Annotated in this window: 22 protein-coding genes and 2 pseudogenes; 12 read left to right on the forward strand and 12 right to left on the reverse strand. The window is 68.5% G+C overall.

Going from position 1 to position 23,915, the window contains the following annotated elements:
- The first annotated feature begins 34 nt into the window (after positions 1–34).
- The 4 genes from A5481_RS08120 to A5481_RS08135 all read left to right on the forward strand — a co-directional run bounded on the left by A5481_RS08120 (position 35) and on the right by A5481_RS08135 (position 2,675).
- Complete coding sequence (locus tag A5481_RS08120) at positions 35–826, forward strand: class II glutamine amidotransferase (RefSeq protein WP_048434154.1); 792 nt, start codon at positions 35–37, stop codon at positions 824–826.
- Between the two features lie 116 nt (positions 827–942).
- Complete coding sequence (locus A5481_RS08125) at positions 943–1,665, forward strand: sigma-70 family RNA polymerase sigma factor (protein WP_048434155.1); 723 nt, start codon at positions 943–945, stop codon at positions 1,663–1,665.
- 149 nt (positions 1,666–1,814) lie between these two features.
- Complete coding sequence (locus A5481_RS08130; protein ID WP_048434156.1) at positions 1,815–2,222, forward strand: DUF1236 domain-containing protein; 408 nt, start codon at positions 1,815–1,817, stop codon at positions 2,220–2,222.
- 198 nt (positions 2,223–2,420) lie between these two features.
- The gene (locus A5481_RS08135) at positions 2,421–2,675 is read left to right on the forward strand and encodes a hypothetical protein (protein WP_048434157.1); all 255 of its coding nucleotides are present in this window, start codon (positions 2,421–2,423) and stop codon (positions 2,673–2,675) included.
- Between the two features lie 3 nt (positions 2,676–2,678).
- Here A5481_RS08135 and mscL read toward each other — a convergent pair whose 3' ends face one another.
- Positions 2,679–3,089, reverse strand: coding sequence for a large conductance mechanosensitive channel protein MscL (gene mscL / locus A5481_RS08140; protein ID WP_048434158.1), 411 nt, complete (start codon positions 3,087–3,089; stop codon positions 2,679–2,681).
- Between the two features lie 119 nt (positions 3,090–3,208).
- Between mscL and tam the strand changes: the two genes are divergently transcribed.
- On the forward strand, positions 3,209–3,982 hold the full coding sequence (tam, locus tag A5481_RS08145) for a trans-aconitate 2-methyltransferase (protein ID WP_048434159.1): 774 nt from the start codon (positions 3,209–3,211) through the stop codon (positions 3,980–3,982).
- Positions 3,983–4,017: 35 nt separating this feature from the next.
- Here tam and pssA read toward each other — a convergent pair whose 3' ends face one another.
- The 5 genes from pssA to A5481_RS08170 form a co-directional block, all read right to left on the reverse strand.
- The gene (gene pssA / locus A5481_RS08150) at positions 4,018–4,857 is read right to left on the reverse strand and encodes a CDP-diacylglycerol--serine O-phosphatidyltransferase (protein ID WP_048434160.1); all 840 of its coding nucleotides are present in this window, start codon (positions 4,855–4,857) and stop codon (positions 4,018–4,020) included.
- Positions 4,858–4,874: 17 nt separating this feature from the next.
- Positions 4,875–5,588, reverse strand: a complete 714-nt coding sequence (locus tag A5481_RS08155) for a phosphatidylserine decarboxylase (protein ID WP_048434161.1) — start codon at positions 5,586–5,588, stop codon at positions 4,875–4,877.
- Positions 5,589–5,672: 84 nt separating this feature from the next.
- A complete protein-coding gene (locus A5481_RS08160) occupies positions 5,673–7,964 on the reverse strand; it encodes a spermidine synthase (RefSeq protein ID WP_048434162.1) in 2,292 nt (763 codons plus the stop codon).
- 87 nt (positions 7,965–8,051) lie between these two features.
- Positions 8,052–9,992 carry an ABCB family ABC transporter ATP-binding protein/permease gene (locus tag A5481_RS08165; protein WP_082173135.1) on the reverse strand — a complete coding sequence of 647 codons (1,941 nt, stop codon included), beginning with the start codon at positions 9,990–9,992 and terminating at the stop codon, positions 8,052–8,054.
- A gap of 150 nt (positions 9,993–10,142) precedes the next feature.
- Positions 10,143–11,543: a LysM peptidoglycan-binding domain-containing protein gene (locus tag A5481_RS08170; RefSeq protein WP_048434164.1), complete on the reverse strand. Its 1,401-nt coding sequence runs from the start codon at positions 11,541–11,543 to the stop codon at positions 10,143–10,145.
- 260 nt (positions 11,544–11,803) lie between these two features.
- Here A5481_RS08170 and A5481_RS08175 point away from each other — a divergent pair, with 260 nt between their 5' ends.
- Together A5481_RS08175 and A5481_RS08180 are read left to right on the forward strand one after the other, a co-directional pair.
- Positions 11,804–12,397: an LOG family protein gene (locus tag A5481_RS08175; RefSeq protein WP_048434165.1), complete on the forward strand. Its 594-nt coding sequence runs from the start codon at positions 11,804–11,806 to the stop codon at positions 12,395–12,397.
- A 118-nt stretch (positions 12,398–12,515) separates the two neighbouring features.
- Complete coding sequence (locus A5481_RS08180; RefSeq protein WP_156311854.1) at positions 12,516–12,740, forward strand: DUF1737 domain-containing protein; 225 nt, start codon at positions 12,516–12,518, stop codon at positions 12,738–12,740.
- Positions 12,741–12,807: 67 nt separating this feature from the next.
- On the opposite strand, the gene A5481_RS08185 is transcribed toward A5481_RS08180, so the two are convergent.
- Complete coding sequence (locus A5481_RS08185) at positions 12,808–15,402, reverse strand: glycosyltransferase family 2 protein (protein ID WP_082173136.1); 2,595 nt, start codon at positions 15,400–15,402, stop codon at positions 12,808–12,810.
- Positions 15,403–15,826: 424 nt separating this feature from the next.
- Here A5481_RS08185 and A5481_RS32245 point away from each other — a divergent pair.
- Positions 15,827–16,162, forward strand: a pseudogene (locus tag A5481_RS32245) (helix-turn-helix domain-containing protein); the annotation flags it as partial.
- A gap of 288 nt (positions 16,163–16,450) precedes the next feature.
- On the opposite strand, the pseudogene A5481_RS08195 reads toward A5481_RS32245, so the two are convergent.
- Positions 16,451–16,930 (reverse strand): annotated as a pseudogene (locus A5481_RS08195) (transposase); the annotation flags it as partial.
- Between the two features lie 134 nt (positions 16,931–17,064).
- On the opposite strand from A5481_RS08195, the gene A5481_RS35905 reads away from it, so the two are divergent.
- Positions 17,065–17,205 carry a hypothetical protein gene (locus A5481_RS35905; protein ID WP_156311855.1) on the forward strand — a complete coding sequence of 47 codons (141 nt, stop codon included), beginning with the start codon at positions 17,065–17,067 and terminating at the stop codon, positions 17,203–17,205.
- 391 nt (positions 17,206–17,596) lie between these two features.
- On the opposite strand, the gene A5481_RS32250 is transcribed toward A5481_RS35905, so the two are convergent.
- Both A5481_RS32250 and cysS read right to left on the reverse strand, forming a co-directional pair.
- Complete coding sequence (locus tag A5481_RS32250) at positions 17,597–19,117, reverse strand: glycosyltransferase family 2 protein (protein ID WP_156311856.1); 1,521 nt, start codon at positions 19,115–19,117, stop codon at positions 17,597–17,599.
- Between the two features lie 148 nt (positions 19,118–19,265).
- Positions 19,266–20,660 carry a cysteine--tRNA ligase gene (cysS, locus tag A5481_RS08200; RefSeq protein ID WP_048434169.1) on the reverse strand — a complete coding sequence of 465 codons (1,395 nt, stop codon included), beginning with the start codon at positions 20,658–20,660 and terminating at the stop codon, positions 19,266–19,268.
- Between the two features lie 348 nt (positions 20,661–21,008).
- On the opposite strand from cysS, the gene A5481_RS08205 reads away from it, so the two are divergent.
- Both A5481_RS08205 and A5481_RS08210 read left to right on the forward strand, forming a co-directional pair.
- Positions 21,009–21,323 (forward strand): hypothetical protein, encoded by a 315-nt coding sequence (locus tag A5481_RS08205; RefSeq protein WP_048434170.1) that lies wholly within the window; start codon positions 21,009–21,011, stop codon positions 21,321–21,323.
- Positions 21,324–21,554: 231 nt separating this feature from the next.
- On the forward strand, positions 21,555–21,899 hold the full coding sequence (locus tag A5481_RS08210; protein ID WP_048434171.1) for a hypothetical protein: 345 nt from the start codon (positions 21,555–21,557) through the stop codon (positions 21,897–21,899).
- Positions 21,900–21,920: 21 nt separating this feature from the next.
- On the opposite strand, the gene A5481_RS08215 is transcribed toward A5481_RS08210, so the two are convergent.
- The gene (locus tag A5481_RS08215) at positions 21,921–22,922 is read right to left on the reverse strand and encodes an ABC transporter substrate-binding protein (RefSeq protein ID WP_048434172.1); all 1,002 of its coding nucleotides are present in this window, start codon (positions 22,920–22,922) and stop codon (positions 21,921–21,923) included.
- 126 nt (positions 22,923–23,048) lie between these two features.
- Entirely contained in the window at positions 23,049–23,315 is a 267-nt protein-coding gene (locus A5481_RS08220) for a DUF6356 family protein (RefSeq protein WP_048434173.1), read from the reverse strand.
- 135 nt (positions 23,316–23,450) lie between these two features.
- On the opposite strand from A5481_RS08220, the gene A5481_RS08225 reads away from it, so the two are divergent.
- A complete protein-coding gene (locus tag A5481_RS08225; RefSeq protein ID WP_048434174.1) occupies positions 23,451–23,912 on the forward strand; it encodes an Lrp/AsnC family transcriptional regulator in 462 nt (153 codons plus the stop codon).
- Positions 23,913–23,915: the final 3 nt, after the last annotated feature.

Consider the following 23,915-nt stretch of genomic DNA (forward strand, 5'->3'; position numbering starts at 1 on the left):
TCCCCGCTCACCGGCGCGGCGCTATATTGGCCCGATGTGCGAATTGCTCGGCATGAGCGCCAACGTCCCGACCGATATCCGCTTCAGCTTCGCGGGCCTGGCGCGCCGCGGCGGCGAGACCGGACCGCATCAGGACGGCTGGGGCATCTCGTTCTACGAAGGCCGCGGCTGCCGCAGCTTCCACGATCCGGAGCCGAGCGCCCGCTCGGAGATCGCCCGGCTCCTGCGGCAATACCCGATCAAGAGCCGGATCGTGATCGCCCATGTCCGCCGGGCCAATCGCGGCCGGGTGACCCTGGAGAACACGCATCCGTTCAGCCGCGAATTGTGGGGGCGCACCTTCACCTTCGCGCATAACGGCCAGCTGAAGGGCGTTAAGCGCCTGAAGCTCAGCCGGTTCCGGCCGGTCGGCACCACCGACAGCGAACACGCCTTCTGCTGGATGCTGGGGCGGCTCGAGGAGCGGTGGGGCAGCCTGCCGAAGCCGACCCGGCTCGACGGGGCGGTGCGCGAACTCTGCGCCGAGCTGCACGGGCTCGGCGTGTTCAACATGCTGCTCTCCGACAGCCGCACCCTCTACGCCCATTGCGGCAAGCGGCTCTGCACCCTCACCCGCCGGGCGCCGTTCGGCACCGCGACGCTGATCGACGAGGATTGGCGGGTGGATTTCGCGGAAGAGACGACGCCCGACGACATCGTGACCGTGGTGGCGACGCGCCCGCTCACCCGCGACGAGCGCTGGACCGACCTCGCCCCCGGCGAGGTGATCGCCTTCCGCCTCGGCGTGCCGGACGGCGACGAGACCGGGGCCGGCGCGGGCGGCTGACGCCGCGCCGTGGCACGGCGGGTCTATCCGTTACGGTCTGTTTCTCGCTAAGCTCGCCCTTTCCGGCCGCGGCCCCCGGGCCCATCTTCCTCCTCTGGCAGGCAGACGCGAGAGCCATGACGCGAGACACCGCCCCGAACCCGTCGGCCGAGGCGCGCCCCGGCCTCTCGGCCAGCATCCGGTCGCATCTCGGCACCCAGCTCCGGGAGACCTACGAATCCCTGGGCAACGCCGATCCGGACAACCGGTTCGCCGAGCTGGTCGCGCGCCTGGAAGCGGCGCTCAAGGCGCAGGGCGAGGTCGTCCTGCCGGAATTCCGCGACGGGCTGCTGCAGGCGGTGCCGTCCCTGCGCGCCTTCGCGCTCTCGCTGACCAGCAACCCGGCCCGGGCCGACGACCTCGTCCAGGACACGCTGCTCAAGGGCTGGCAGCACCGGGCCCGGTTCCAGGCCGGCACCAACCTGAACGCCTGGCTGTTCACCATCCTGCGCAACATCTTCTACTCCGACCACCGCAAGCGGGTGCGCGAGGTCGAGGACCAGGACGGCTCCTACGCCGCGCGGCTGGCCACCGCGCCGCACCAGGGCGACCGGCTCGACGTCGAGGACCTGCAGAGCGCGCTCGCCAAGCTGCCGCCGGACCAGCGCGAGGCCCTGGTGCTGGTCGGCGCCGAGGGCGTCTCCTACGAGGAGGCGGCGGCGATCATGGGCTGCAAGGTCGGCACCGTGAAGAGCCGCGTCAGCCGCGCCCGCGGCCGTCTGGCGGAACTCTTGGGCTACGACGAGGAAGATCTCGGCACCGACCGGCTGATCCAGTCGGCGATGCCGAAGGACGCCTGATCCGGCCCGGACGGCCTCGCGGAGTACTCCCGCGGGGTTACGCGACAAAATGCGGGGATCGATTGAACCGTTTCGCCGACCGCGACGTTACCACCCCCGAGAGCTGCCCCGCTCGACCGGGGTGGACTGACGAAACGGAGATCGATCCGATGAAGAAGACCTTCCTGGCTGCCGCCGCCCTCGCCCTCTCGCTGCCGATGGCCGCCCAGGCCCAGGGCCTGCTCCCCGGGGCCCAGCGCGGCGCCGAGGACGGTGCCGCCGCGGCGGGCCCGGTCGGTGCGATCGTCGGTGGCGCGGTCGGCGCCGCGACCGGCGCGGTCGGCGGCCTGCTCGGCGTCGACGACCGTCCGCGCTTCCGCTCCTACGCCGTGCGCCAGCACCGCTCGTACGACTGGGACGGCGACGTGGCCGTCGGCACCGTGCTGCCCTCCTCGGGCGTGAGCTACTACGAGGTCCCGGCCGATTACGGCATCCGCGGCCGCCGCTACACCGTGGTCAACGACCGCGTCGTGCTGGTCGATCCGGGCACCCGCCGCATCGTGCAGGTCATCGACTGAGTCGAGGTTCGCGCCGCCTTCGGGCGGCGCGATGGCCTTTCGGAAAGCCCCGGCATCGGTGCCGGGGCTTTTTGCTTTCGGACGGCACCGATCCGGGTCTGTCGTTTCCAGAAAAACTCGCAACGAAACCAGGTCGATCACCGTTCTGCTTCGAGACGGACGCCGACGGCGCCGCGAACCTTGAACGATACGGATCCCATGCCCTCCGACCCGCACGAGAACCACGACGCCGCGCTGCCGGAGCCCGTGCGCGAGCACCTCGGGCAGCAGCTCCGCTCGGCCTACAACGTCCAGGCCGAGAAGCCGGACTACCTTGGCGATCCGGGCCTGCCGCCCGAATTCACCCCGCAGCTGCGCCGCCTGGAAGGCCGGCTGAAGGCGCACGACACCGGCCGCGAGGCGGTGGAGGATGCCCTGAAGGACATCCTGCGGCAGTTGCCGGCCAAGACGTGAGGGTCACCGCCGCGCCGCCAGCAGGTCGCGGATCTCCGTCAGCAGCTTCACGTCGGCGGGATCCTCCTTCTTCACCTCCTCGCGCCGCGCCAGCTGGTTCATGCCGCGGATCACCAGGAACAGCACGAAGGCGACGATCAGGAAGTTCAGCGCCACGGTGACGAACTGGCCGTAGCCGAGCACCGCGCCCTGCTTCTTGGCCTCGGCATAGGCGAGGCCGCTCTGCACCTTGGAGGAGAGCGGCAGGTAGTAGTTCGAGAAGTCGAGCCCGCCGGTGATCGCGCCGACCGTCGGCATGATGACGTCCTGCACCAGCGACGTCACGATCGCCCCGAAGGCCGCGCCGATCACCACGCCGACCGCGAGGTCGACCACGTTGCCGCGCAGGGCGAACTTCTTGAATTCCTCGAGCATGCCGATCTCCTCGTGCGGGCCTGCGCCCGGGCGTGGGCCTGCCTTGCACGACACGGCGTCACCCGGGCGGACCAACTTCGGTTAAGCTGGGGCGCGCGAGCGCAGCGGGGAGTCGTCCGATGGTGGATTGGGATGCGGGCCAGTACCTGAAATTCGCCGACGAGCGCACCCGGCCGGCCGCCGACCTCTTGGCGCGGGTGCCGCTCGCCGCGCCCGCCCGGGCGGTCGATCTCGGCTGCGGGCCGGGCAACAGCACCGCGCTCCTCGCAGGCCGCTTCCCCGCGGCGACGATCACCGGGCTCGATTCCTCGCCGGCGATGCTGGAAGAGGCGCGCCGCACTCTCCCGGGCGTCGTCTTCGTCGAGGCCGACCTCGCCGCCTGGACACCCGAGGCGGCGCCGGACCTGATCTTCGCCAACGCGGTGCTGCAATGGCTGCCCGATCACGCCGCCCTGCTGCCGCGGCTGGCCGGATTCCTGGCGCCGGGCGGCTGCCTCGCCGTGCAGATGCCGGACAATCTCGACGAGCCGTCGCACCGGCTGATGCGCGAGGTGGCCGAGGAGCCGCCGTTCCGCGAGGCGCTGGCCGGGGCCGCGGGGGCGCGCACCACCCTCGGCACGGTCCGGGATTACGATGCGTGGCTGTCGGAGGCGGGCTGCACCGTCGATCTATGGCGCACGACCTACATCCACCCGCTTCCCGGCCATCGCGGCATCGTCGAGTGGGTGCGCTCCACCGGCCTGCGGCCGTTCCTGGCGCCGCTGAGCCCGGAGGGTCAGGCCGCCTATCTCGCCCGCTACGAGGCGGCCCTGCGCGGGGCCTATCCGGCGCAGGGCGACGGCCGGGTGCTCCTGCCCTTCCCGCGGCTGTTCCTGGTGGCGCGGCGGGCGTGATCCATACCGCGGCGGGCCGTGCCCGCCGCCGCCCTTCAGGCCGCCGGGGCCTCGTCGTCGCCGGGGAGCGAGGGCGCGGCGGCCGCCTCGGCCTTGAGCTTGCGCCGGTACTGGTTGGCGCCGATCGGGATCGCGCAGAGATAGCCGAGGCTGAGCAGCGCCAGGATCTCGAACGGGAAGCTGATCAGGAGCCCGAACGCCGCCACCGTGACGACGAAGATCGGCAGCACGTATTCCCGCGGCACCCGCTTGCCGACGGTCTTGCCCGAGAAGGTCGGCACCGTGGAGATCACCATCAGGGCGATCACCAGCATGTAGATCAGCGCCACCGGCGCGAGCCCGGGCGCCATCTCGAAGCCGAGGAAGTGCAGGTAGAGCGGCAGCATCACGGTCAGCGCGCCGGCCGGGGCCGGCATGCCGACGAAGAAATCCTTCTTCCATTCCGGCCGGTTGGGATCGTCCAGCATCACGTTGAAGCGGGCGAGCCGCAGCGCCATCGCGATGGCGAAGATCAGGGCGACGATCCAGCCGAGCTGCTTCAGGTTGTGCAGCACGAAGCTGTAGAGGATCAGCGCCGGGGCGCAGCCGAAATTGACGAAGTCGGCGAGCGAATCGAGCTCGGCGCCGAAGCGCGAGGTGCCCTTGAGCAGGCGCGCCACCCGCCCGTCGACGCCGTCGAGCACCGCGGCGGCGACGATCGCGATCACCGCCGGCTCGAACTTGCCCTCGAAGCCGAAGCGCACGGCGGTGAGCCCGAGGCAGACCGCCATCAGGGTGATCATGTTGGGGATGATCATCCGCACCGGCACCGGCTTGAACCGGCGCGGTCTGGGCTCGTTCGGCTCGGGGGCGAAGGGCGGGAAGAGGTCGTCCATGGCGGGTCCCTCCCCTGTCAGACGCGGCGGAACTGCCGCACCGGGCCGGTCCCGCGCAGGTCGGCGAGCACGGTCTCGCCGGCCACCGCCTTCTGGCCGAGGCCGACCAGCACCCGCGTGCCCGCCGGCAGATAGACGTCGACCCGCGAGCCGAAGCGGATCAGGCCGAACCGGTCGCCGACGGTGAGGTCGTCGCCGGGCTTGATCCAGTCGACGATGCGGCGCGCCACGAGGCCGGCGATCTGCACCACGCCGATCCGCACGGTCTCGCCGTTCTGGCGCGTCTCGATCACGAGGCCGTTGCGCTCGTTGTCCTCGCTCGCCTTGTCGAGCTCGGCGTTGAGGAACAGGCCCGGGGTGTAGTGGATCTGGTCGATGCGGCCGGTGACCGGCACGCGGTTCACGTGGCAGTCGAACACGTTCATGAACACCGAGATCCGCAGCATCGGCACGGAGGGCAGGTCGAGCTCGGCCGGCGGCAGCACGGTGCTGATCAGGTTCACCCGCCCGTCGGCCGGCGAGATCACCAGTCCGTCGCCGACCGGCACGATCCGCTCGGGGTCGCGGAAGAAGTAGCAGACCCACAGCGTCAGCAGCAGGAAGATCCAGCCGAGGAACTGCACGAAGGTGCCGGCGAGCACCGTCAGGACGATGCCGATCGCGATGAAGGGATAGCCCTCCTTGTGGATCGGCACCAGCACGCGGCGGATCGTCTCGAACAGGTCGGTCATACGTCCTCGGAGGGTCCTCGGGCCTCAGTCCCGGCCGCGCGCGGCCGGTCCAGCGCCCGCGGATGGCAGGCGCACGGCTTCGCGTCAATCGTTCGAAGGACGCGGGAGCGCGCGCTTGTCGGCCATCGCCTGGAGGATGTTGGAGAAATCGTCGGTCCAGGGCCGCCGTGCCATGTCCGGGGCGATCGGCGTCCAGGCCGCGAGCGCGCCGAGACGGGCGGGATCGCGCGCGAGCACCGCGACGGTGGCGGCGGCGCGAAACCGCGCCGGATCGAAGGGGAACGATTCGCGGGCGACATGGGTGGCGAGGCCGAATTCCGCCCCGACCCGGGCCAGGATGCGGCCGAGATCGAGGTGGCGGTTGGTGATGTGCACCACCAGCACGCCGTCCGGCGCGAGCTTCGCGAGGTAGAGCGCCAGGGCCTCGCGGGTGAGGAGATGGGCGGGGATCGCGTCGGACGAGAAGGCGTCGACGACGAGGAGCCCCAGGCCGCCGGGCGCGTCGGCGAGAGTCAGGCGGGCATCGCCCAGCACCACCGGCATGTCGGGGCCGCAGGCCGAGAGGAAGCGGAATCGCGCGGGGTCGCGGGCGATGCGGGCGACGACCGGATCGATCTCGTAGAAGCGCCAAGCCTCGGTCCCGGCCCGGTGGCAGGCGAGGCTTCCGGTGCCGAGCCCGATCACCGCGACGGCACCGAGGGAGCCGGCCCGCGCCGCGCGGACCTCCCGGATCGCCGTCCCGAGCGGTCCCTCGGGCGTGTAGTAGACGAGGGGCTCCGGCGGGCCGTCGGCCGGGGTGCCGTCCGGGTTGGCGAGCCGCATCGCCCCGTGCACGGTGGTGCCGTGCATGAGGAGCCGCATCGTCCCGTCCGGCGTCTCGACGATGCGGTGGATGCCGAAGAACGAGCGCAGGCTGACGGCGGCATCCGCCTGCATCGCCGCCAGGCACGCGCAGAGGGCGAGCAGGCCGGCCACCGCGAGGCGGTGGGGGTCGCGCCAGCTCGCCGCCACGAGGCCCGCCCCCGCGAGGGCGAGGAGCTGCGCCGGGGCGGGAACGCCGAGAAGCTGCCCGGCCAGCACCATGATCCCGGCCGCCGCGAGGCCCGCGAGACCGCCCTGCGCTCCCCGGACGAGCCAGGCGCGGGCGCTGCCGGCGAAGAAGCCCGGCCGGCACGCCAGGGCGGCGACGATCAGCAGCGGGTACTCGACCACCCGCGAGACCGCGAGCGGCGCGACGAGCCCGCAGGCGATGCCGCCGAGCACCCCGCCGAGGGAGACGCAGACGTAGAACTCGGTCAGCCGGTCCGGGGCCGGGCGCAGGTGGTAGAGCGTGGCGTGGCCGATCAGGGCGGCGACGAAGAACAGACCGAGATGGAGCGCGAGCCCGCCCCACAGCCCGAAGCCGACGACGAAGCTGGCGAGCGCGAGCGCCGTGCCCCAGACCTGGAGGCGCAGCAGCATCCCGCCGGGCAGGCCCGTCCCGTCCCGGAAGGCGATCACGAAGGTGAGAAGGAAGAGCGCGAGGGGCGCGACCCAGAGGAGCGGCGCCGCCGCCACGTCGGTCGAGATGTGGGCGGTGACCGAGACCAGGAGGGCGGAGGGCACGAAGGCGAGGCCGATCCAGGCGGCGCGCCGGCGCCGGCCCGGTGCCGGCGAGACCGGCGCCGTCGCGGCGCCGGAGCGATGCGGATCGCCCGCCGGCGCGCAGGCGAGGCCCGCGCCCAGGATGAGGAGGCCGAGGACGGCGAAGCCCGCGCCCCACGCCCCGGCCTGCCCGCGCAGGGGCCAGAGAGGCTCGATCAGGAGCGGATAGGCGAGGAGCGCGGCGAAGGAGCCGACATTCGAGGCGGCGTAGAGGAAATACGGGTCGCCGGACCGGGCATGGCCGGAGCGGGTGAACCAGGCCTGGAGCAGCGGGCCGTTCGCCGACAGGGCGAAGAACGGCAGCCCGACCGCCGTCGCGAACAGCCCGACGAGCCAGAGCGCCTGGTTCTCCGCCGGCGGGGCGCCCCAGCCCGCGGGCAGGCCGATCGGCAAGGCGAGCCCGGCGACCAGCATCAGCCCGAGATGGACCGCGAGCGCCGTGCGGGTGCCGAGCCGCCGCGCCAGCAGATGGGCGTAGAGGTAGCCGCCGAGCAGCAGCGCCTGGAACACCACCAGGGCGACCGACCACGTCGCCGGGCTGCCGCCGAGGCGCGGCAGCACCATCTTGGTGAACATCGGCTGGACCGAGAACAGCAGGAAGGCGGAGAGCAGCAGCGCCGCGGCCGTCGCCGGCACCTGCGCGCGGGCAAGGACCGGGCCGGGCCGGGAAGCGGTCCCGAGCGCGGCGGTCGAGGTGGGAAGGCTGGTCGACTTTGGATGGCTGGTCGACATGGGCGGATCCGGCGAGGTCGCCCCCGTTCTCGCCCGCCGCCGTTTAAGATGAGGTGCAGGAGGCGCGCGCCTTTGCGCGCCTTCCGCTCATGACACCACGGCGGGCTCCGGCGCCTTCGCCGCCGGCCCCGGAACCTCTCCCGGCTCCAGATGCGTGCGCAGGCTCTCGCCCTCCTCGGACTCGGCCCGCTTCAGCGCCTCGCGGGCGGCCTCCGCCTCGCGCTGGCGGTTCCACATCGCCGCGTAGACGCCGCCCTGCGCCAGCAGCGCCCCGTGGGTGCCGCGCTCGGCGATGCGGCCCTGGTCGAGGACGATGATCTCGTCGGCGCCGACCACGGTCGAGAGGCGGTGGGCGATGACGAGGGTGGTGCGGCCGCGGCTGACCCGGTCGAGGGCGTCCTGGATCTCGCGCTCGGTAAAGGAATCGAGGGCCGAGGTCGCCTCGTCGAGGACGAGGATCGGCGGCCCCTTCAGGATGGTGCGGGCGATGGCGACGCGCTGCTTCTCGCCGCCCGAGAGCTTCAGGCCGCGCTCGCCGACCGGCGTGTCGTAGCCCTCCGGCAGGGCGGCGATGAAGCGGTCGATCTGGGCCAGTCGCGCCGCCTCGCGCACCTCCTCCTCGGAGGCCTCCCAGCGGCCGTAGCGGACGTTGTAGCCGATCGTGTCGTTGAACAGCACCGTGTCCTGCGGCACCATGCCGATCGCCGCGCGCAACGAGTCCTGCTGCACGTCCGCGATGTCCTGCCCGTCGACCGTGATGCGCCCGGATTGCGGCTCGTAGAACCGGAACAGCAGGCGCGACAGGGTGGACTTGCCCGCACCCGACGGCCCGACGATCGCGACGGTGCGCCCCGCCGGCACCGTGAAGCTGATGCCGCGCAGGATCGGCCGCTCGGGCACGTAGGCGAAGTGGACGTTCTCGAACCGCACCACCGCGTCGGAGACCGCGAGCGGCGGCGCGCCCGGCCGGTCGGCGATCTCCGGATTGCGGTGCAGGATCTTGAACATGTCGTCGATGTCGATCAGCGCCTGCTTGATCTCGCGGTAGATCATGCCCATGAAGTTGAGCGGCATCGAGAGCTGGACAAGCATGGTGTTGACCAGCACGAAGCCGCCGATCGTCGCCCGCCCGGCCATGATGTCGCGCGCGGCGAGCCACATCACCACGCTCATGCCGATCGTGAAGATCACCGCCTGGCCGGCGTTCAGCACCGCGAGCGAGACGTAGGTCTGGGTCGAGGCCTTCTCGTAGCGGGCCATCGACTGGTCGTAGCGGGCGGTCTCGCGGGCTTCCGCCCCGAAATACTTCACCGTCTCGTAGTTGAGCAGCGAATCCACCGCCTTGGTGTTGGCGTCGGTGTCGGACTCGTTCATCCGCCGGCGGATGGCGATGCGCCACTCCGTGGCCTTGTAGGTGTAGCCGAGATAGGCCGCCACCATGACGAGCACGACCGCCGAGTAGGACAGGCTGAACTCGTAGGCGAGCGTGCCGAGCACGAGCAGGAACTCGACGATGGTCGGCACCAGCGTCAGCACCATCAGGCGCGAGAGTTCCTCGATGCCGTTGCGGCCGCGCTCGAGCACCCGGGTCAGGCCGCCGGTCTTGCGCTCGAGGTGGAAGCGCAGGGACAGCTGATGCATGTGCCGGAAGGTCTGCAGCGCCAGCCGCCGCACCGCGTGCATCGCCACCTTGGCGAACAGCCCGTCGCGCACCTGGGTCAGGAGCGCCATGGCGATCCGCGCCGTGCCGTAGAGCAGGATCATCAGGGCCGGCGCGGCCCAGATCCCGGTCGGGACGCTCCCCTCCTTGCCGCCCACCGCCGCCACGAGCGCGTCGGTCGCCCACTTGAAGGTGAACGGCATCGCCAGGGTGACGACCTTGGCGACGAGCAGCAGCCCGAAGGCGGTGAAGACGCGGCGCTGCAGGTCGGGCCGGCCATGGGGCCAGAGATAGGGCCACAGGCGCCGGTAGGTCGCGACGAGGCCGGGCCGCTCGGGCTCGGCCGGGGGGGTCTGGGTGGTGGACAAGGAACCGGTTCCGGACGGGATCGCCACCGCCTATAGGCCAGGACGCGACAGGGAGACAGCGCGCCGGGCGCGAGCCGGCCCTGCGCCGGGTGGACGCCGGCACGGGCCGGCGCCGCATCCGCACGCAAAGCCGGCGCGGCGGGCCGGGCGTCAGCCGCTTCTCTCCGGCGCCGCGCCCGGCCCCTGCGGCGCCTCGCCGGGCAGCACGAAGACCTGGCCGGGATAGATCCGGTTGGGATCGCGGATCTGGCCCTGGTTGGCGTCGAAGATCACGGTGTAGCGCAGGCCCCGGCCGTAGGCCTTGCGGCTGATGTTCCACAGGTTGTCGCCGCGGGTGACCGTCGCCGTGCTGATGCCGGGCACGAAGACCGCGCCGGGCTCGGGCGGGGCGGCGTCGGCGGGAATGCGGACCGCCTCGGCGCCCGGCACCCGCTCGGCCGGAGACGGCGTCTCCGCGGGCGCCGGGGCGCCGGGCGTCGAGGGGAGACGGGCCGCACGCCCGCCGGGTCCGCCCGGCGCCGCGGCGGGAACCGGGCCGAGCGTCGCCGGCACCGCGAAGGCCGTCTCGGCCCGGGTCTTCACCGCGCCGGAGGCGGGATCGACCTGATCGACCCGCACCCGGTAGTCGCCGGGCTTGACGCCGCTCCCGATCGTGAAGGCGACGCGCCCGTCCGGCCCCGCCTTGCCGGGCGCCACCAGCGTGTCGTTGAGGTAGAGCCGCAGATCGGCCTTCGGGGCGCCCTGCGCGGTCACGTAGAGCCGCCCGCCCGCCTCGGCATCGACGCCGACGACCTTGACCGGCGCCGGGCCGGACGGCGGAGCGGCGGGACCGGCCGCCCCGGGCTTGCCGGTGTCGATCTTGCCGGTCTCGATCTTGGCGACCTCGCCGGTCCCGACGGCCGGGCGCTCACTCTTCCCTGCCGAGAGCTCACTTTTCCCTGCCGGGGGCTCACTTTTCCCTGCCGGGGGCTTGGCCTCCGGCAGGGAGAGCACCGCGGTCGGCTGGCCGGGGGCCGTGACGGCGACGAGGGGCTTGCTGCGGCGATCCTGCGCCACCATCACCACGGCGCTGGCCCGGCCGAGGGCCGTGCTGCCGTCCGGCGCGGTGCTGCGCAGGGTGATCTCGCTCGTGCCGGGCGGCAGGGCCGGCGGCACCAGGGCGAAGTTGCCGGCCGCGTCCGCCCGGGTGCGGGCGAAGGGCTCGCCGTCGCGCAGCACCTCGACCTCCGCCCCCGGGTGGCTGCGCCCGGCGACGACGCTCGCCCCGTCGGGCTCGACCCGGATGACGTCGAAGGAGGGCGCGGCGCCCGCCGCCTCGACCGGCTTGCCCGTGAGGGCCGCGAGCGGGGCCGGCGCCCCGGCGGGCGCCGTCGCCTGCGGCGCGGGGGGCGCCTGCGACGGCGTCCCCGGCACGGCCGGCTCGGGCGAGACGAGCGAGAACAGGCGCGTGCCGCTCGCGGCGACGCCGATGAGCACGAATCCGGCGACGAGGCCCACGGCCGCGAGGGCCAGCCCCCTGCGCAGCTCGGTCGTCCGCAACTCGGTCGTCATGGCGCAAACCTCATGGCGCAAACCTCTCGGCGCAACACTCCCGCTCACGGGTCCCCCGCGAAGTCGGCCGGTCTGCCGGCCTTTTTGTCCCGGCCGGCCGCGCGACCTTTCGCCTCCGGTCGACACGCCCACGCCATCGCCCTCATAGTAACAGGAGTGGCGGGGCGAGACCACGCGGCGCGAATCGCGCCGGCCCGGCCGGGACATTGCGTGGGACGGATGGGACGGCCGGTTTCGGCCGCGAACGGTGCGGAGACTCGATGCGGACGGTTTGCGTGTATTGCGGCTCGGGGTTCGGCACCGATCCGGTCTTCGAGGCGTCGGCGCGGGCGCTCGGCCGCCACCTGGCGGAAGCCGGCATCGCCCTGGTCTATGGCGGCGGCAATGTCGGGTTGATGGGTACGGTGGCGCGGGCGGTGCTCGACCATGGCGGCCACGTCACCGGCATCATCCCGGATTTCCTGAAGTCGCGCGAGCGCATGCTCGACGACGTGCAGGAGACCATCGTGGTCTCCGACATGCACACCCGCAAGAAGCTGATGTTCGACCGCTCGGACGCCTTCGTGGCGATGCCCGGCGGCATCGGGACTCTGGAGGAGCTGGTCGAGCAGATGACCTGGTCGCAGCTCGGCCAGCACGCCAAGCCGATCCTGCTGCTCTCGGTGGCCGATTTCTGGGCGCCGTTCCTCGGCCTCCTCGACCACATGCGCCGCACCGGCTTCATCCGCGAGGGCCTCGACCTCAGCTACCTCGTCGCCGAGGAGCCCGAGCAGGTGGTGCCGATGCTGCGCGCCGCGACCGAGCGGACTGCGCCGCGGCCGGAGGCGGAAGCGCTGATCGAGGAGAAGTTCTGAGGTCCTTTTCGCCCGCCCGTCTCCGGACCGTGCCGGGACCGCGCCGCCGGAGCGCCCCGTCACGGCCCGGAGGCCCTCCCGCACACCGTTGCCCAATTCGATGCACGAGGACGTCACCTTGGACGCGAAGCCCCCGCATGACCTGCTGCCCTACCGCCTGATGACCGGAAAGGACGACGCGAGCTTCTGCCGCCGGATCTCGGAGGCGCTGGCCATGGGCTATCGCCTCTACGGCTCGCCGTCCTGTACGTTCAACGGCACGGACGTGATCGTCGCCCAGGCGGTGGTCTGGCCCACGGTGGTCGAGGAGAGCACCGTGGATCCGACGGCGCATCGGGTCTGACAGGCGGCACCGCCGGCCCGGATATCCGATGGTCGGGCGGCCCGCGGAGGCCGCCCGCAGCGATCGCTCAGCCGTCGGCCTTGTCCGACCTGACCAGCGTGCCCCCCCCCAGCAGGCAGGTCTGCTGCGAAGCGTATTCGAGATCGACTTCGGTGTAGGGATGCCGCTCGAGGTCGAAGTTCGGGTTGTAGAACAGATCGTTCTTCAGCACGGCTCCCCACTTGCGGCGCATATGCGCGATCTCCTTGAGGAACCGCGCCTGCTTGGCCGGCGAATCCTCGTACCCGCGTGACTTGGACTCGGCGTGATACGCGAAGTGCGTGTTGATCAGCAGGTTCCTCAAGCCGGCCCGACGCAGCTTGAGGCAGAGATCGACGTCGTTGAACGCGACCGTCAGATCCTTCTCGTCCAGGCCCCCGACCGCCTCGAAGCTCTCCTTCGAGACCAGCAGGCATGCGGCGGTGACCGCCGACACCTCCTGGTTCAGCCGGCCGCGGCAGAAATAGCCGGCATCAGCCTGGTTCAGGCCGATGAAGGCGTGCCCGGCGACGCCGCCCTGCCCGATGATCACGCCGTCGTGCTGCACGGTCGCGTCCGGATACAGGAGCTTCAGGCCGACCGCCCCCACCCGGTCACGCTGCACCGCGCCGAGCATCGCGCTGAGCCAGCCATGGCTCGAGAAATACACATCATTGTTCAGGAGCAGAATATATTTTCCCGTCGCCTGCCGGACTGCATAATTGTTGATCGCCGAGTAGTTGAAGGGACCGTCCCACCGCACGGTCTTCACGCCGGCCGTCGTCTCCAGCATCTCCAGCGCGCTCCGCGACGTCTCGGAGCTACCGTTGTCGGCGACGATGATCTCGAGCTTGACGTTCCGTGTAGTCATCCGCAGCGACGAGACGCAGTTGATGACGAGGTCGACGTGATCGCGAGTCGGGATGATGACCGACACCACGTCGTCGGGATCCGCCCGCCAGACCACGGATGGGAACGGGAACGCCGGATCCGCGACCGAAGCCTCAGCCGGCCGCGAGGCGCGCGACAGGTGCGCCTGCACCGCGGTCAAGCCCGCATTCACCACGTACGACTTCGCCGACGTCGATGCGGCTGTCGAGGTCGACGAGATGCGCCAGTGATAGAGCACGCGCGGGATGTGTCCGATCCGGTGGGCCGGGGTCTTCTCGCTCAGCCTGAGCAGCAGGTCCCAATCCTGGGCCCCGTCGAAGTCCGGCCGCAGGAAGCCGACCTCCACGAGCTTCGCCTTCGCCACGAACACCATGTGGCAGATGTAGTTCACCCCCAGCAGGAGATCGTAGTTGAAGGCCGGCTTGTAGTGCGGCTGCACGAACTCGCCGCGCTCGTCGATCTTGTCCTCGTCGGAGTAGACGACGTCGTAACGCCCCGTGGCGAAAGCCTCGGCTGCGAGCAGAAGGGCCTCGGGCTCGATCAGGTCGTCGTAGTCCATGAAGGCAACGATGTCGCCGCGCGCCGCCTTCAGGGCGCGGTTGGTGTTGTTGGAGATTCCTCCGCGCTCGTCGTTGAGCAGGACGACGATACGGGAATCCTCGCTGGCCGCATCGTTGAGGACGTCCAGGCAGTCCTTATTCGTCGTGCCGTCATCCGATATCACGAGTTCCCAGCGGGTGTAGATCTGCTTCCGGACACTCTCGATCGCGGCATGGATGAAGGCGGGATTGCCCTCGTAGGTCGGCATGACGACCGAGATGAGCGGACCGCCCTCCTCTTCGGACTGCGTCCGCAGCTTGTGCTGGGTCAGCGAATTGGTACGGATGAAGTTTTTGTAGATGTAGTTGTAGTTATTGAGACTGGCGCCGGCTTCGAGGTTGCGCTTTTCGACGAACTTCTTGAGCACGTCGAGATCGGCTTCGAGACGGTTCACGAGAGCGCCAAGCTCGGAGACCGATTGCGCCGCGTCGGGCAACGTGTTCTTGAGAACAACGACCTGCGGCGATCCCAGCAGATTGAAACCCGACACTGCTTCGACGACCTGAACGTAGTGCGGCCGGTCGTCGAAAAATTCGAGGGGTATCTTGAATTCGAATCCTCCTATCCCGCTCGGAATCTGCGGGATCAGGTCGCTTCTAAAAATATTACAGGTCGCAAAACCAACGATCGAATCGTCAATCTTTACGCATAACTGCTGAGGCGCATCAGAATTATTACTGTCGGCGCACCACCCCGTCAGCTTGAAGTCCTTGAGCCCGTCAAAATAACCGATTAACGACGGCGGGTTAAATTTCTTGATCCTAGCGGAGATAACGTCCGGCCTCTCGAGCTCGGCATGACTCTTATCTAGCTCGACATCCTGTCCAACCAATCTTATCGATATCGAGTCCCAAAACTCTTCGATCGAAGGGAACTTCCTGACCATCTCCTTTTCGTCGAACTCGAACAAGAACCCACACGAGCGATGGTCAGCCGCATGCTCAGCGACATCGTCACGGGGAATGTCCGCCCTGATCGTGGCAAGATTCTGCTGGCCGACCCAGACCTCCAATTTGCACGAATAGCCAGGCATGTCAGAGATGAACGCCCAACCAGCCACGTACCGGTGGGACATCTTTTCGACCCGACCGTAGAAATTAAAACCGTCCACAGCCGATCCGATATCGGCCCTGGACTTCAGTACCGCAACCATGTCTCTCTCCTGAGCACCCCGGCAACCCGCCACCCGAACGCAACCCGATGATATATTTTATTTTTTGATCGTTCGACGTCGGCAGCACTCTGATAAATTGCTTCCGAGATTGGCCGCCCTTTGTCGTTTCAGTACCAACCACCTGCGCACTGGGCAGCAGCACCTGCCGCTTTCAGGCCCGCGTTCCTTCACAAGCAAATGGGTTGCCACGTCCAACGGATCAATCGACACGCTGACCCGCACGATCACGCGGCAGGCGCGTGATCGCACATCCCCAACGCCTGTACCATGCGTTTGTGAATGTCCCGCCACACGGCCACCCAATACGGATCTGGCGCATTCTCGCATGCCTTCGATCACGGCTGGCGGCAACCCCTAGCACGACCAGGGCAAGCGGCCCTGATCAATAGGGCCGCGCCTATTGATGCCCTACCGTATACCCACCATACCGGAGCTAAGCGAGGGAGAGCGAGGCGAGATCGAGAGCCTGGCTCGCCGCCGCAAAACCGCTCAAGGCCCGGCCTTGCGGGCCAGGATCGTGCCGCTGGCCGCTGACGGCCTGAGCAACACTGCCATCGCGGCAGACCTCGCCATCGGCAAGCATACGGTCGGCAAGTGGCGCGAGCGCTTCGCCCGTCAGCGCGTGGACGGGCTGCTCGACGAGCCTCGCTCCGCTGCCCCGCGCCGGATCGGCGACGAACAGGTCGCCGAGTTGATCGACCGCACGCTCTGCGAGCGGCCGCAGGGTGCCACTCACTGGAGCCGGCGCAGCATGGCCAAGGCCAGCGGGGTATCGGGCGCGACGGTCGGTCGGGTCTGGCGAGCGTTCGGCCTGCAGCCGCACCGGTCCGAGACCTTCAAGATCTCGACCGATCCGCCGTTTGGGATTGGGATTGGGATTGTCCCGGATCGGATACTGCTGACGAATGCAGCGGCTCAGGCAGCTTGGCTGATGAGGCGAGCGAAGAGTGATCGTCGGGTCTCTGCGATGGTCTCACCCGACAGCCAATCGGCGATCCGGCCGATATTGAGGGCGACACGCACAACCGAGGCGGTTGAGGCTGCGTACGGCCCCCAAGACGTGCGTGCTGTCGGTGCGCTGACGGCCTCGCGCCACCAGAAGCCAACGCTCGCGGCAGAGAGCCAGGAGCGTGTCGAGCAGGAGCGTCTCGGCGTGGCCGGCCACGAGGCGGGAGCGGAACTCGCACAGCACCGAGGCGTCGAAGCCCGGATCGGTGAGATCGAGGCTCAGGAGATACGTCCAGTCGATGCGGCCACGCGCCGCCTCGGCTGCGCGGCGATCGGAGAGGTTCTCGGCGAACTGCAGCACGGTGACGAGAGCCAGCCGCCAGGGCGCTTCGGCCGGGCGGCCACGGGCGGAGAACAACGCCGTGAACTGCGCCTCGGTGAACACGGTGCCGAGTTCATCCCTCAACCGGAGGCAGGGATTGCCCCGCGGAAACGCGGCTCGGGCTACGGCGGCTGTCTGGCTGGGAACCTCGGCGGGCGAGCTTGGCTGCAGCGACATGACGAGCCTTCGCGAGCGTCGGATTATGCCGCCACGTCAACGAGCTAAACAGACAGAAGGATTCGCCGGCAGTATCAGCGGGGCAATCCCACCGGGCGATGCGAGGGACGGGCAAGCCGGCCAAGGTAGCGATCGTGACGTCCGGCCGGCGCCTGGTGGTGCTGGCCAACGCCCTGGTGCGCGACGATACGACGTTCGAGGCCAGCAAACTGCAGAAGGGCGAGGCCAGTCAGGTGGAGGAGACCGCCCCTTCCAACGCGGGAGCTAACCCTTGATGAGCAAGAGGAGCGATGTCTTCATCGCTCCTCTTGCCGAGCTTGGTCGTTGCCGGTGGGAGCGGGTCAAGGCTTTGTCGCGCGAAGTGCAAGAGCGCAGCGCCCGCCTTGACGCGCTCCCGCCGGTGAACGACCAAGCACCCGCACGGCTACACCAAGCTGAGCCGTGCAAATTGACCCTTGACCGGCAGTACAGTCGATTGGTTGCTTAGCAATGCGAGCTTCGGCTTCGCTCAGGCGCCGCGCAGGCTGGTCATACGCAACCCGGAAATTGTCTTCCGGATTGCGTATGACATCCCAGATCACCCGGCAAGCGTGCAACATTGACTTCGGAGGCGAGAGCCGCTGGCTCATCCCGGACCCCTCGCACAACCCGCGACCGCCGCCCTTTTTATCGGCGATTGTTGTAGATCGCGTTCGCGCAACCCTTGTCGAGGCCAACGGACCGCAAGACTAAAATTGCATCATCTTTATCGATTGCGCGAATTTCATCGAAAATCCCACGAGCATCGACGGCTTGGACAGCGCTGCGGAAATCGAAAGACGCACCTGCCTCGTCGCCCGGACTGCGCGTCGCCGCCGTCCAGATGCCGGCAACCTCCTCGAAGTCGCGCGTGCTCGGTGGATCGCGCAATTCGAACATCTCCCACGAACTCCACAGCACCTTGTCGACTGTCACTCGGCTCGTTCCCATCTCCGCAGAGTATAAGAATTGACTACCAATTCTTGTGAAACCGTAGCGTTCCGACTGGTCGAAACCAGTAACAGCCATTCTAGCGAACCCGATCACATCGATCAGAGGAGCACGAATGTCGCCGCGACGCTTATCGGCAAATGCGATGAAGAACACAAAATCAAACGCCTTAAATATGTAGACGGGCAAGCCTCTATCGTCCGGCAACCCGACATCTTCGACCTGAAACAGAGAGTCATCGATTGGATCAAAAGCAAGATAAGTGTTGTGAAAAGACTTGATGACGCGGAGCGTCGGTCTTTTGGATTCGATATAATTCTTTATGATTGTGTCCTGCAAGCATTGTAAAAATTTTTCAATCAGGGAATGTTCGACAGCCTTATGCAGTCTGCAAATTTCGATATCTAACTCGGCCGCCCTCGCGAGAGGCGCTAGATCTTCATGATGATTGGTATCAAGTTGTCGGAAAATATCCGTTGTATAGCTTAAGTTTCTGTGTTTTTTCGTTCGCTCAACGAAGCTTTGCATACTTCTGACTTGAAAATGCATAATCTTTGCGGCGGACCAATTGGGCATCCGGGCGGATATTCCGGGAGTAAGCCCCCATTCGACGGGGCTTCCAGATGCATCGACGTACCGATCCGAGGGCAGATCGAAGCAATGAACATTGATCCAGTTGCCTGTGAAGGCTTCGGGGCGAACGAAGGATTTCACGTGCGAGGCAAAAACCCCTTCCGGCGGACCATGCCTCGTGTAGGCTTCCACGACGGGCCCGCGTGGATCGAGGACATGGCCGCTCGATCCGTACTGGCACCAATTGACGGCAATTCCATCAACATGGTCGAATCGCTCTAAGAACGTCGAGACATTCTGCACCTGATTGAAATTTATAAATTCATCGGCATCAATAGGCAGCAACCATTCAAATTCGTCCTTATATGTGGATAAAGCAAATTTATAAGCTTCCTCCTGTCTAATTATGTACTCTCCCGGCCCAAATATACTGGCCAGACGAAGATCTATATTATAAATTTTCTTTGCTGCGCATAGAAGCTCCCAACATCCATCGGTCGATCCGTCATCGAAAATTATGAAATGCTCAAATCCAAGCAGTCGGTGCCAGCACAGCCAGCTCGGGAGAACCGCGTACTCATTTTTCAGAATACAAACGATTGCTACTTTTTTTCTCATTTCACACCCTAGTACATAGCGTTCCAAGAAAAATCAGACCGATGTCTTTTGCTTTCGCGTACTGATTCCGTCACAAGAACCAAATAGACCGACCGCCCTGAGACGCCTTCCATTTATACCACCGATAACGATGAAATTAAATTCACGACGCGAGCGATCCGGCTTCCTTTCCCGATCATGCTCGTCCTCCATCGCGGGTCACGGTCCAGCTCGCCGTCCCGTCCTTGTTGTCCTTCACGGTCACCCCGAGCGCCGTGAGCGCGCCGCGGATCCGGTCGGATTCGGCCCAGTCCTTGCGCGCGCGGGCCTCCTTGCGCTCGGCGACGAGCCGCTCCACCGCGGCGGCGTCGACGCCGGAGGCCGCCACCGCCGCCAGCGCGCGCGCGGACTTCGTCTGGCCCAGGAGCCCGAGAAGGCCGGCGCCGGCCTTAAGCGCGGCCGGGTCGTCGAGGCGGTGCACCTCGCCGAGCGCCGCCGGGGTGTTGAGATCGTCGAGGAGCGGCGCCAGCACCGGGTCCGGCGCCGGGCCGGCCTCCGCGTCGCCGGCGGCGTCGTACCAGCGGTCGAGGGTGCGGCTCGCCTCCTCCAGGCCGCGCAGGGTCCAGTCGATCGGCTGGCGGTAGTGGGTGCGCAGCATGGCGAGGCGCACGACCTCGCCCGGCCAGTCCGCCAGCACCTCGCGCAGGGTGACGAAGTTGCCGAGCGACTTCGACATCTTCTCGCCCTCGACCTGCAGGAAGCCGTTGTGGAGCCAGATGTTGGCCATCACCGGCGTGCCGAAGCAGCAGCGCGACTGCGCCACCTCGTTCTCGTGGTGGGGAAACACCAGGTCGATGCCGCCGGCATGGATGTCGAAGGTCTCGCCGAGATGCTTCCAGGCCATCGCCGAGCACTCGATGTGCCAGCCCGGCCGCCCCGGGACCGCGATCCCGCCGGGCGAGGGCCAGGACGGCTCAGCAAGCTTCGACGGCTTCCACAGCACGAAATCGAGGGGTGAGCGCTTGTAGGGCGCGACGTCGACCCGGGCGCCGGCCTCCATCTCGTCGAGGGGGCGGCGCGACAGCGCGCCGTAATCGGGCATCGAGGGCACGTCGAACAGCACGTGGTCCTCGGCGACGTAGGCGTGGCCGGCGGCCACCAGCCGGTCGATCAGCGCGGTCATCTCGACGATGTGGTCGGTCGCCCGCGGCTCGATCATCGCCGGGGCCTTGCCCGGCACGTTCACGTCCCCCGGCATCAGGATGCCGAGGCGGCGGATGTCGTCGTGGAACTGCGCCAGCGTCCCGTCGGTGAGTTCGCGGATGGTGATGCCGCGCTCGGCCGCCCGGGCGTTGATCTTGTCGTCGACGTCGGTGACGTTGCGCGCATACGCGACCGCGTCCGCGCCGTAGAGGTGGCGCAGGAGCCGGAACAGCAGGTCGAAGACGATCAGCGGCCGGGCGTTGCCGATATGGGCCGCGTCGTAGACGGTCGGGCCGCAGGCATACATCCGCACCCGGCCCGAATCGATCGGCCGGAGCGGTTCCTTGGCCCGGGAGAGCGTGTTGTAGAGGCGCAACAGCGAGGCCATGAAACACCTGCGGGAGGGGGTCGGGCCGGGCCGCCGACGGGCGCTCCGGCCGAGGTTCTAAGTCGTTGCCGGGTCGGGGTTCGGGCCCGGCCATGGCGGTCCCCGGACGCCGCCGGCGCGGGCGACGGGAGCGCCGCCTGTTGCACGGGTGAGACGCCGCGAAGGACCGATCCGGGTTAGCCCAATTCCGTGAGCAATTCGAGACGGCAGACGCCGCGGGGTGCCAAGCCCCTGCCGGACCCTGCGTCATCGCCCCGCTCGCACGATGCGTAGAGAGATTGTTTACCACCCACGCCCAGTGTCGGGCCGGAGCCGGATGCCGACGGCTCCGTTCAGAAGGTTTGCCCCATGCGTCACGCCCTCGCCGTCCTCAGCGCCCTCGGTGTCCTGGCCTCGGCCGCCCCGGCGCTGGCCGCCTCGCAGACGGCCGGTGTGGAGAAGACCTTCCTGATCCCCTCCAGCGACGGCTACGGCGTCGCCGAGTGCCTGACCACCGGCGGCGAGTGCGGCCAGGTGGTGGCGGATGCCTGGTGCGAGTCGCAGGGCTACGCCAAGTCGGCCTCCTTCGGCATCGCCGCCCAGGACGAGTATACCGGCGCGATCGAGGCCGCCCCGGCGGTGAAGACCTCCGACCGGCCGATCCGGATCACCTGCCGGGATTGAGCCGTCTGCGTCGTCGCGTACCCCGACGACCCTCGCACCCTGCGCGTGATCCCGGGGCCCGGCGCAGCCTGGAAACCGGGATGACGCAGCGCCTCGCCGATCGGGAACCGGTTCACGTCGCTCCGGCCGGCATCCGCCTTCCAGCCTTCGCACGCTCCACTGGCGCAGCCTGCTCATTCGCCTATCTCGGACCGGACGGGCCGACAGCCGGACCGGCCGGGAGGATGTGGCATGATTCGAAGCGTCGTCCTCATCGCCGCGGCCCTGGTGCCGGCCGTGGCGCTCGCCGCCCCGCGGACCCGCGAGCCAGCGCCCGTCGGCCCGCTCGTCCCGGGCCTGCCCGGCTACGATTGCCGGATGTGGACCCCGTTCGACCACGACGCCGTCGGGCCGTATCCGCGCCCCGGCGCGCGGCCGGTGCGGGCGGCGAGCGGCTGGGGCCGCACCGCCTACGGCTACGGCACCGGCGGCGCCTCCGCCTCCGGTGCCGTCGCGTTCCCGGCCGACAGCGTGGCCGAATGCGACATCGGCGAGCTGACCGTCGGCCGCGCCGGTCTCGACATCCTGCCGCGCTGAGGCGAGCGCCGATTGCCGGTCTCAGGTGCCCGGCTGGCCGTGCACCGCCTTGTAGAAGAAGTCCGTCCACGCCTTCGGCCGGGTCTTCAGCACCCCGGCCTTCGCCAGGTGGTCGGCCTGCAGCATCGTGCCGTAGGGCGTGGTCGAGAACACGACGCCGGGCTGCTTCATCATCGCGACGAGCTCGTCGGGCGTGAACTTCTCCTTGGTGGCGCCGAGATAGAGCTCGGCCGCCCGCTTCGGGTCGTCGCGGATCAGGGCGTTGGCCTCGTCGATGGCGGCGAGCACCGCGGCCGTCGTCTTGGGGTTCTGGTCCATGAACTTGCCGCGGCCGAACACGATGGCGTTGCTCAAAAGCCCGCCGACCACGTCGTAGGAGTTGAGCACGACGTGGATCTTCGGGTCCTTCAGCTCGATCTGCTGGTAGGGCGGCAGCGAGAAGTGGCTGTTGACCTCGCTGGTCCCCCCGAGGAGCGCCCCGACCGCGTCGGGGTGGCCGAGCTGCACGGTGATCGGGTCGAGTTTGTTGCGGCCGGCCTCGCCGAGCTGGCGCTCGGCGGCGATCTGCAGCATCACGGCCTGGGCCGAGACCTTCACGGTCGGCACCGCGATCCGGTCCTTGGCCGAGAAGTCGGCGAGCGTCTTCACCGCCGGGTTGCGGGTGACGAGCAGCATCGGCGCGCCGGCCGAGGCGGCGAGCCCCTTCACCTCGCCCCGGGTGCGGTCCCAGGCGAGCAGCAGGTTGGTGGCGCCGCTGGTGACGAAATCGACGTTGCCGGAGATGAGCGCGTCGACCGAGGCGCCGCCGCTCGTCAGCGTGACCCAGCTCACCTTGACGTCGCCGAGGCCGGCCGCGGCGACGTGCTTCTCGACCAGGCGCTGCTGCTCGGCCAGCACCATCGGCATGTAGATCAGGCCGGGCTGGCGGGTGAAGCGGACCTCGCCGGTCTCGGCTTGCACGGGCGACGTGGCGAGGCCGAGCGCGACGGCCAGCGCGCCGACGGCGCGCCTGAGGAACGGCATGGACGAATGCTCCCTGGTTCCCGGCCCCTGTCCGGACGCTCGGGGTCGAGCGCGCGCCGGGGCCGTGTCAGAGCCAGGGTCCGGAAATGTCCCGGAAACGTCAAGCCGTGGCGAGCACGGGATGCGTCAGGCCGAGACGGCCGAGGACGCCTCGGCCCGGTGATGCGCGGCACGCGCGCGGTTCGCCACCATGCGGTCGTGCAGGCGCACGATGGTGCGCGAGCCGGTCGAGGTGAAGGCGAAGGGCAGCAGGCCGTGCACCAGGCAGGCCAGCCCGCCGGCGATCATGCTGAGGCCGAAGCCGGTGGCGACGCCCATATGCTCGAGATAGGTCTCGCCGACGGCGGCCGGATGCTCGGAGAAGGACAGCTTCGACATTGTCTTGCTCGACATGGGCTTGCTCGTGGTCTCGAAAGGCAGGCCCAGGATCGCACGGTCTCCGCGAAGGCGGATTGCGAATTTTCTCCGATTTCCGCATGATCGCGCAATCGGGTTGCGCATGATCGCGATCGGTCGGGAAAATTTTGCGTGGACGAGTTCGACCGGAAAATCCTGTTGTGCCTGCAGGAGAACGCGGCCGAGTCGCTCGAGGCGATCGCGGCCCGGGTCGGGCTGTCGGCCTCGCCGTGCTGGCGGCGGATCCAGAAGCTCGAGGCCCAAGGGGTGATCCAGCGCCGGGTGGCCCTGCTCGATCCCGACCGGATGCGGGTCGGCGTCACGGTGTTCGTGTCGGTGCGCACCAACCGCCACACCGCCGACTGGGCCGAGCGCTTCTGCGCCGCCGTGGTCACGATCCCCGAAGTGGTCGAGTTCTATCGCATGAGCGGTGAGACCGATTACCTGCTGCGCATCGTCGTGCCCGATATCGCGGCCTACGACCGGGTCTACAAGCGGCTGATCCAGTCGGTCGATCTCTACGACGTCAGTTCCGCCTTCGCGATGGAGCGGATCAAGTACACCACGGCCCTGCCGGTGACTTACGCTGAGTAAGTC

The sequence above is a fragment of the Methylobacterium platani genome, from assembly GCF_001653715.1.
Taxonomy (GTDB): Bacteria; Pseudomonadota; Alphaproteobacteria; order Rhizobiales; family Beijerinckiaceae; genus Methylobacterium; species Methylobacterium platani.

Coding starts and splice junctions, on each gene's coding strand:
- A5481_RS08175 (WP_048434165.1), top strand. CDS start 11,804: ATGCGGACGGTTTGCGTGTATTGCGGCTCGGGGTTCGGCACCGATCCG.
- A5481_RS08185 (WP_082173136.1), bottom strand. CDS start 15,402: ATGGTTGCGGTACTGAAGTCCAGGGCCGATATCGGATCGGCTGTGGAC.
- A5481_RS08155 (WP_048434161.1), bottom strand. CDS start 5,588: ATGACCGACCTGTTCGAGACGATCCGCCGCGTGCTGGTGCCGATCCAC.
- A5481_RS08130 (WP_048434156.1), top strand. CDS start 1,815: ATGAAGAAGACCTTCCTGGCTGCCGCCGCCCTCGCCCTCTCGCTGCCG.
- cysS (WP_048434169.1), bottom strand. CDS start 20,660: ATGGCCTCGCTGTTGCGCCTCTACAACACGCTCTCCCGGGCCAAGGAA.
- A5481_RS08210 (WP_048434171.1), top strand. CDS start 21,555: ATGATTCGAAGCGTCGTCCTCATCGCCGCGGCCCTGGTGCCGGCCGTG.
- A5481_RS08205 (WP_048434170.1), top strand. CDS start 21,009: ATGCGTCACGCCCTCGCCGTCCTCAGCGCCCTCGGTGTCCTGGCCTCG.
- A5481_RS08170 (WP_048434164.1), bottom strand. CDS start 11,543: ATGACGACCGAGTTGCGGACGACCGAGCTGCGCAGGGGGCTGGCCCTC.
- A5481_RS08160 (WP_048434162.1), bottom strand. CDS start 7,964: ATGTCGACCAGCCATCCAAAGTCGACCAGCCTTCCCACCTCGACCGCC.
- A5481_RS08135 (WP_048434157.1), top strand. CDS start 2,421: ATGCCCTCCGACCCGCACGAGAACCACGACGCCGCGCTGCCGGAGCCC.
- pssA (WP_048434160.1), bottom strand. CDS start 4,857: ATGGACGACCTCTTCCCGCCCTTCGCCCCCGAGCCGAACGAGCCCAGA.
- tam (WP_048434159.1), top strand. CDS start 3,209: ATGGTGGATTGGGATGCGGGCCAGTACCTGAAATTCGCCGACGAGCGC.
- A5481_RS08215 (WP_048434172.1), bottom strand. CDS start 22,922: ATGCCGTTCCTCAGGCGCGCCGTCGGCGCGCTGGCCGTCGCGCTCGGC.
- A5481_RS08120 (WP_048434154.1), top strand. CDS start 35: ATGTGCGAATTGCTCGGCATGAGCGCCAACGTCCCGACCGATATCCGC.
- A5481_RS08220 (WP_048434173.1), bottom strand. CDS start 23,315: ATGTCGAGCAAGACAATGTCGAAGCTGTCCTTCTCCGAGCATCCGGCC.
- A5481_RS08125 (WP_048434155.1), top strand. CDS start 943: ATGACGCGAGACACCGCCCCGAACCCGTCGGCCGAGGCGCGCCCCGGC.
- mscL (WP_048434158.1), bottom strand. CDS start 3,089: ATGCTCGAGGAATTCAAGAAGTTCGCCCTGCGCGGCAACGTGGTCGAC.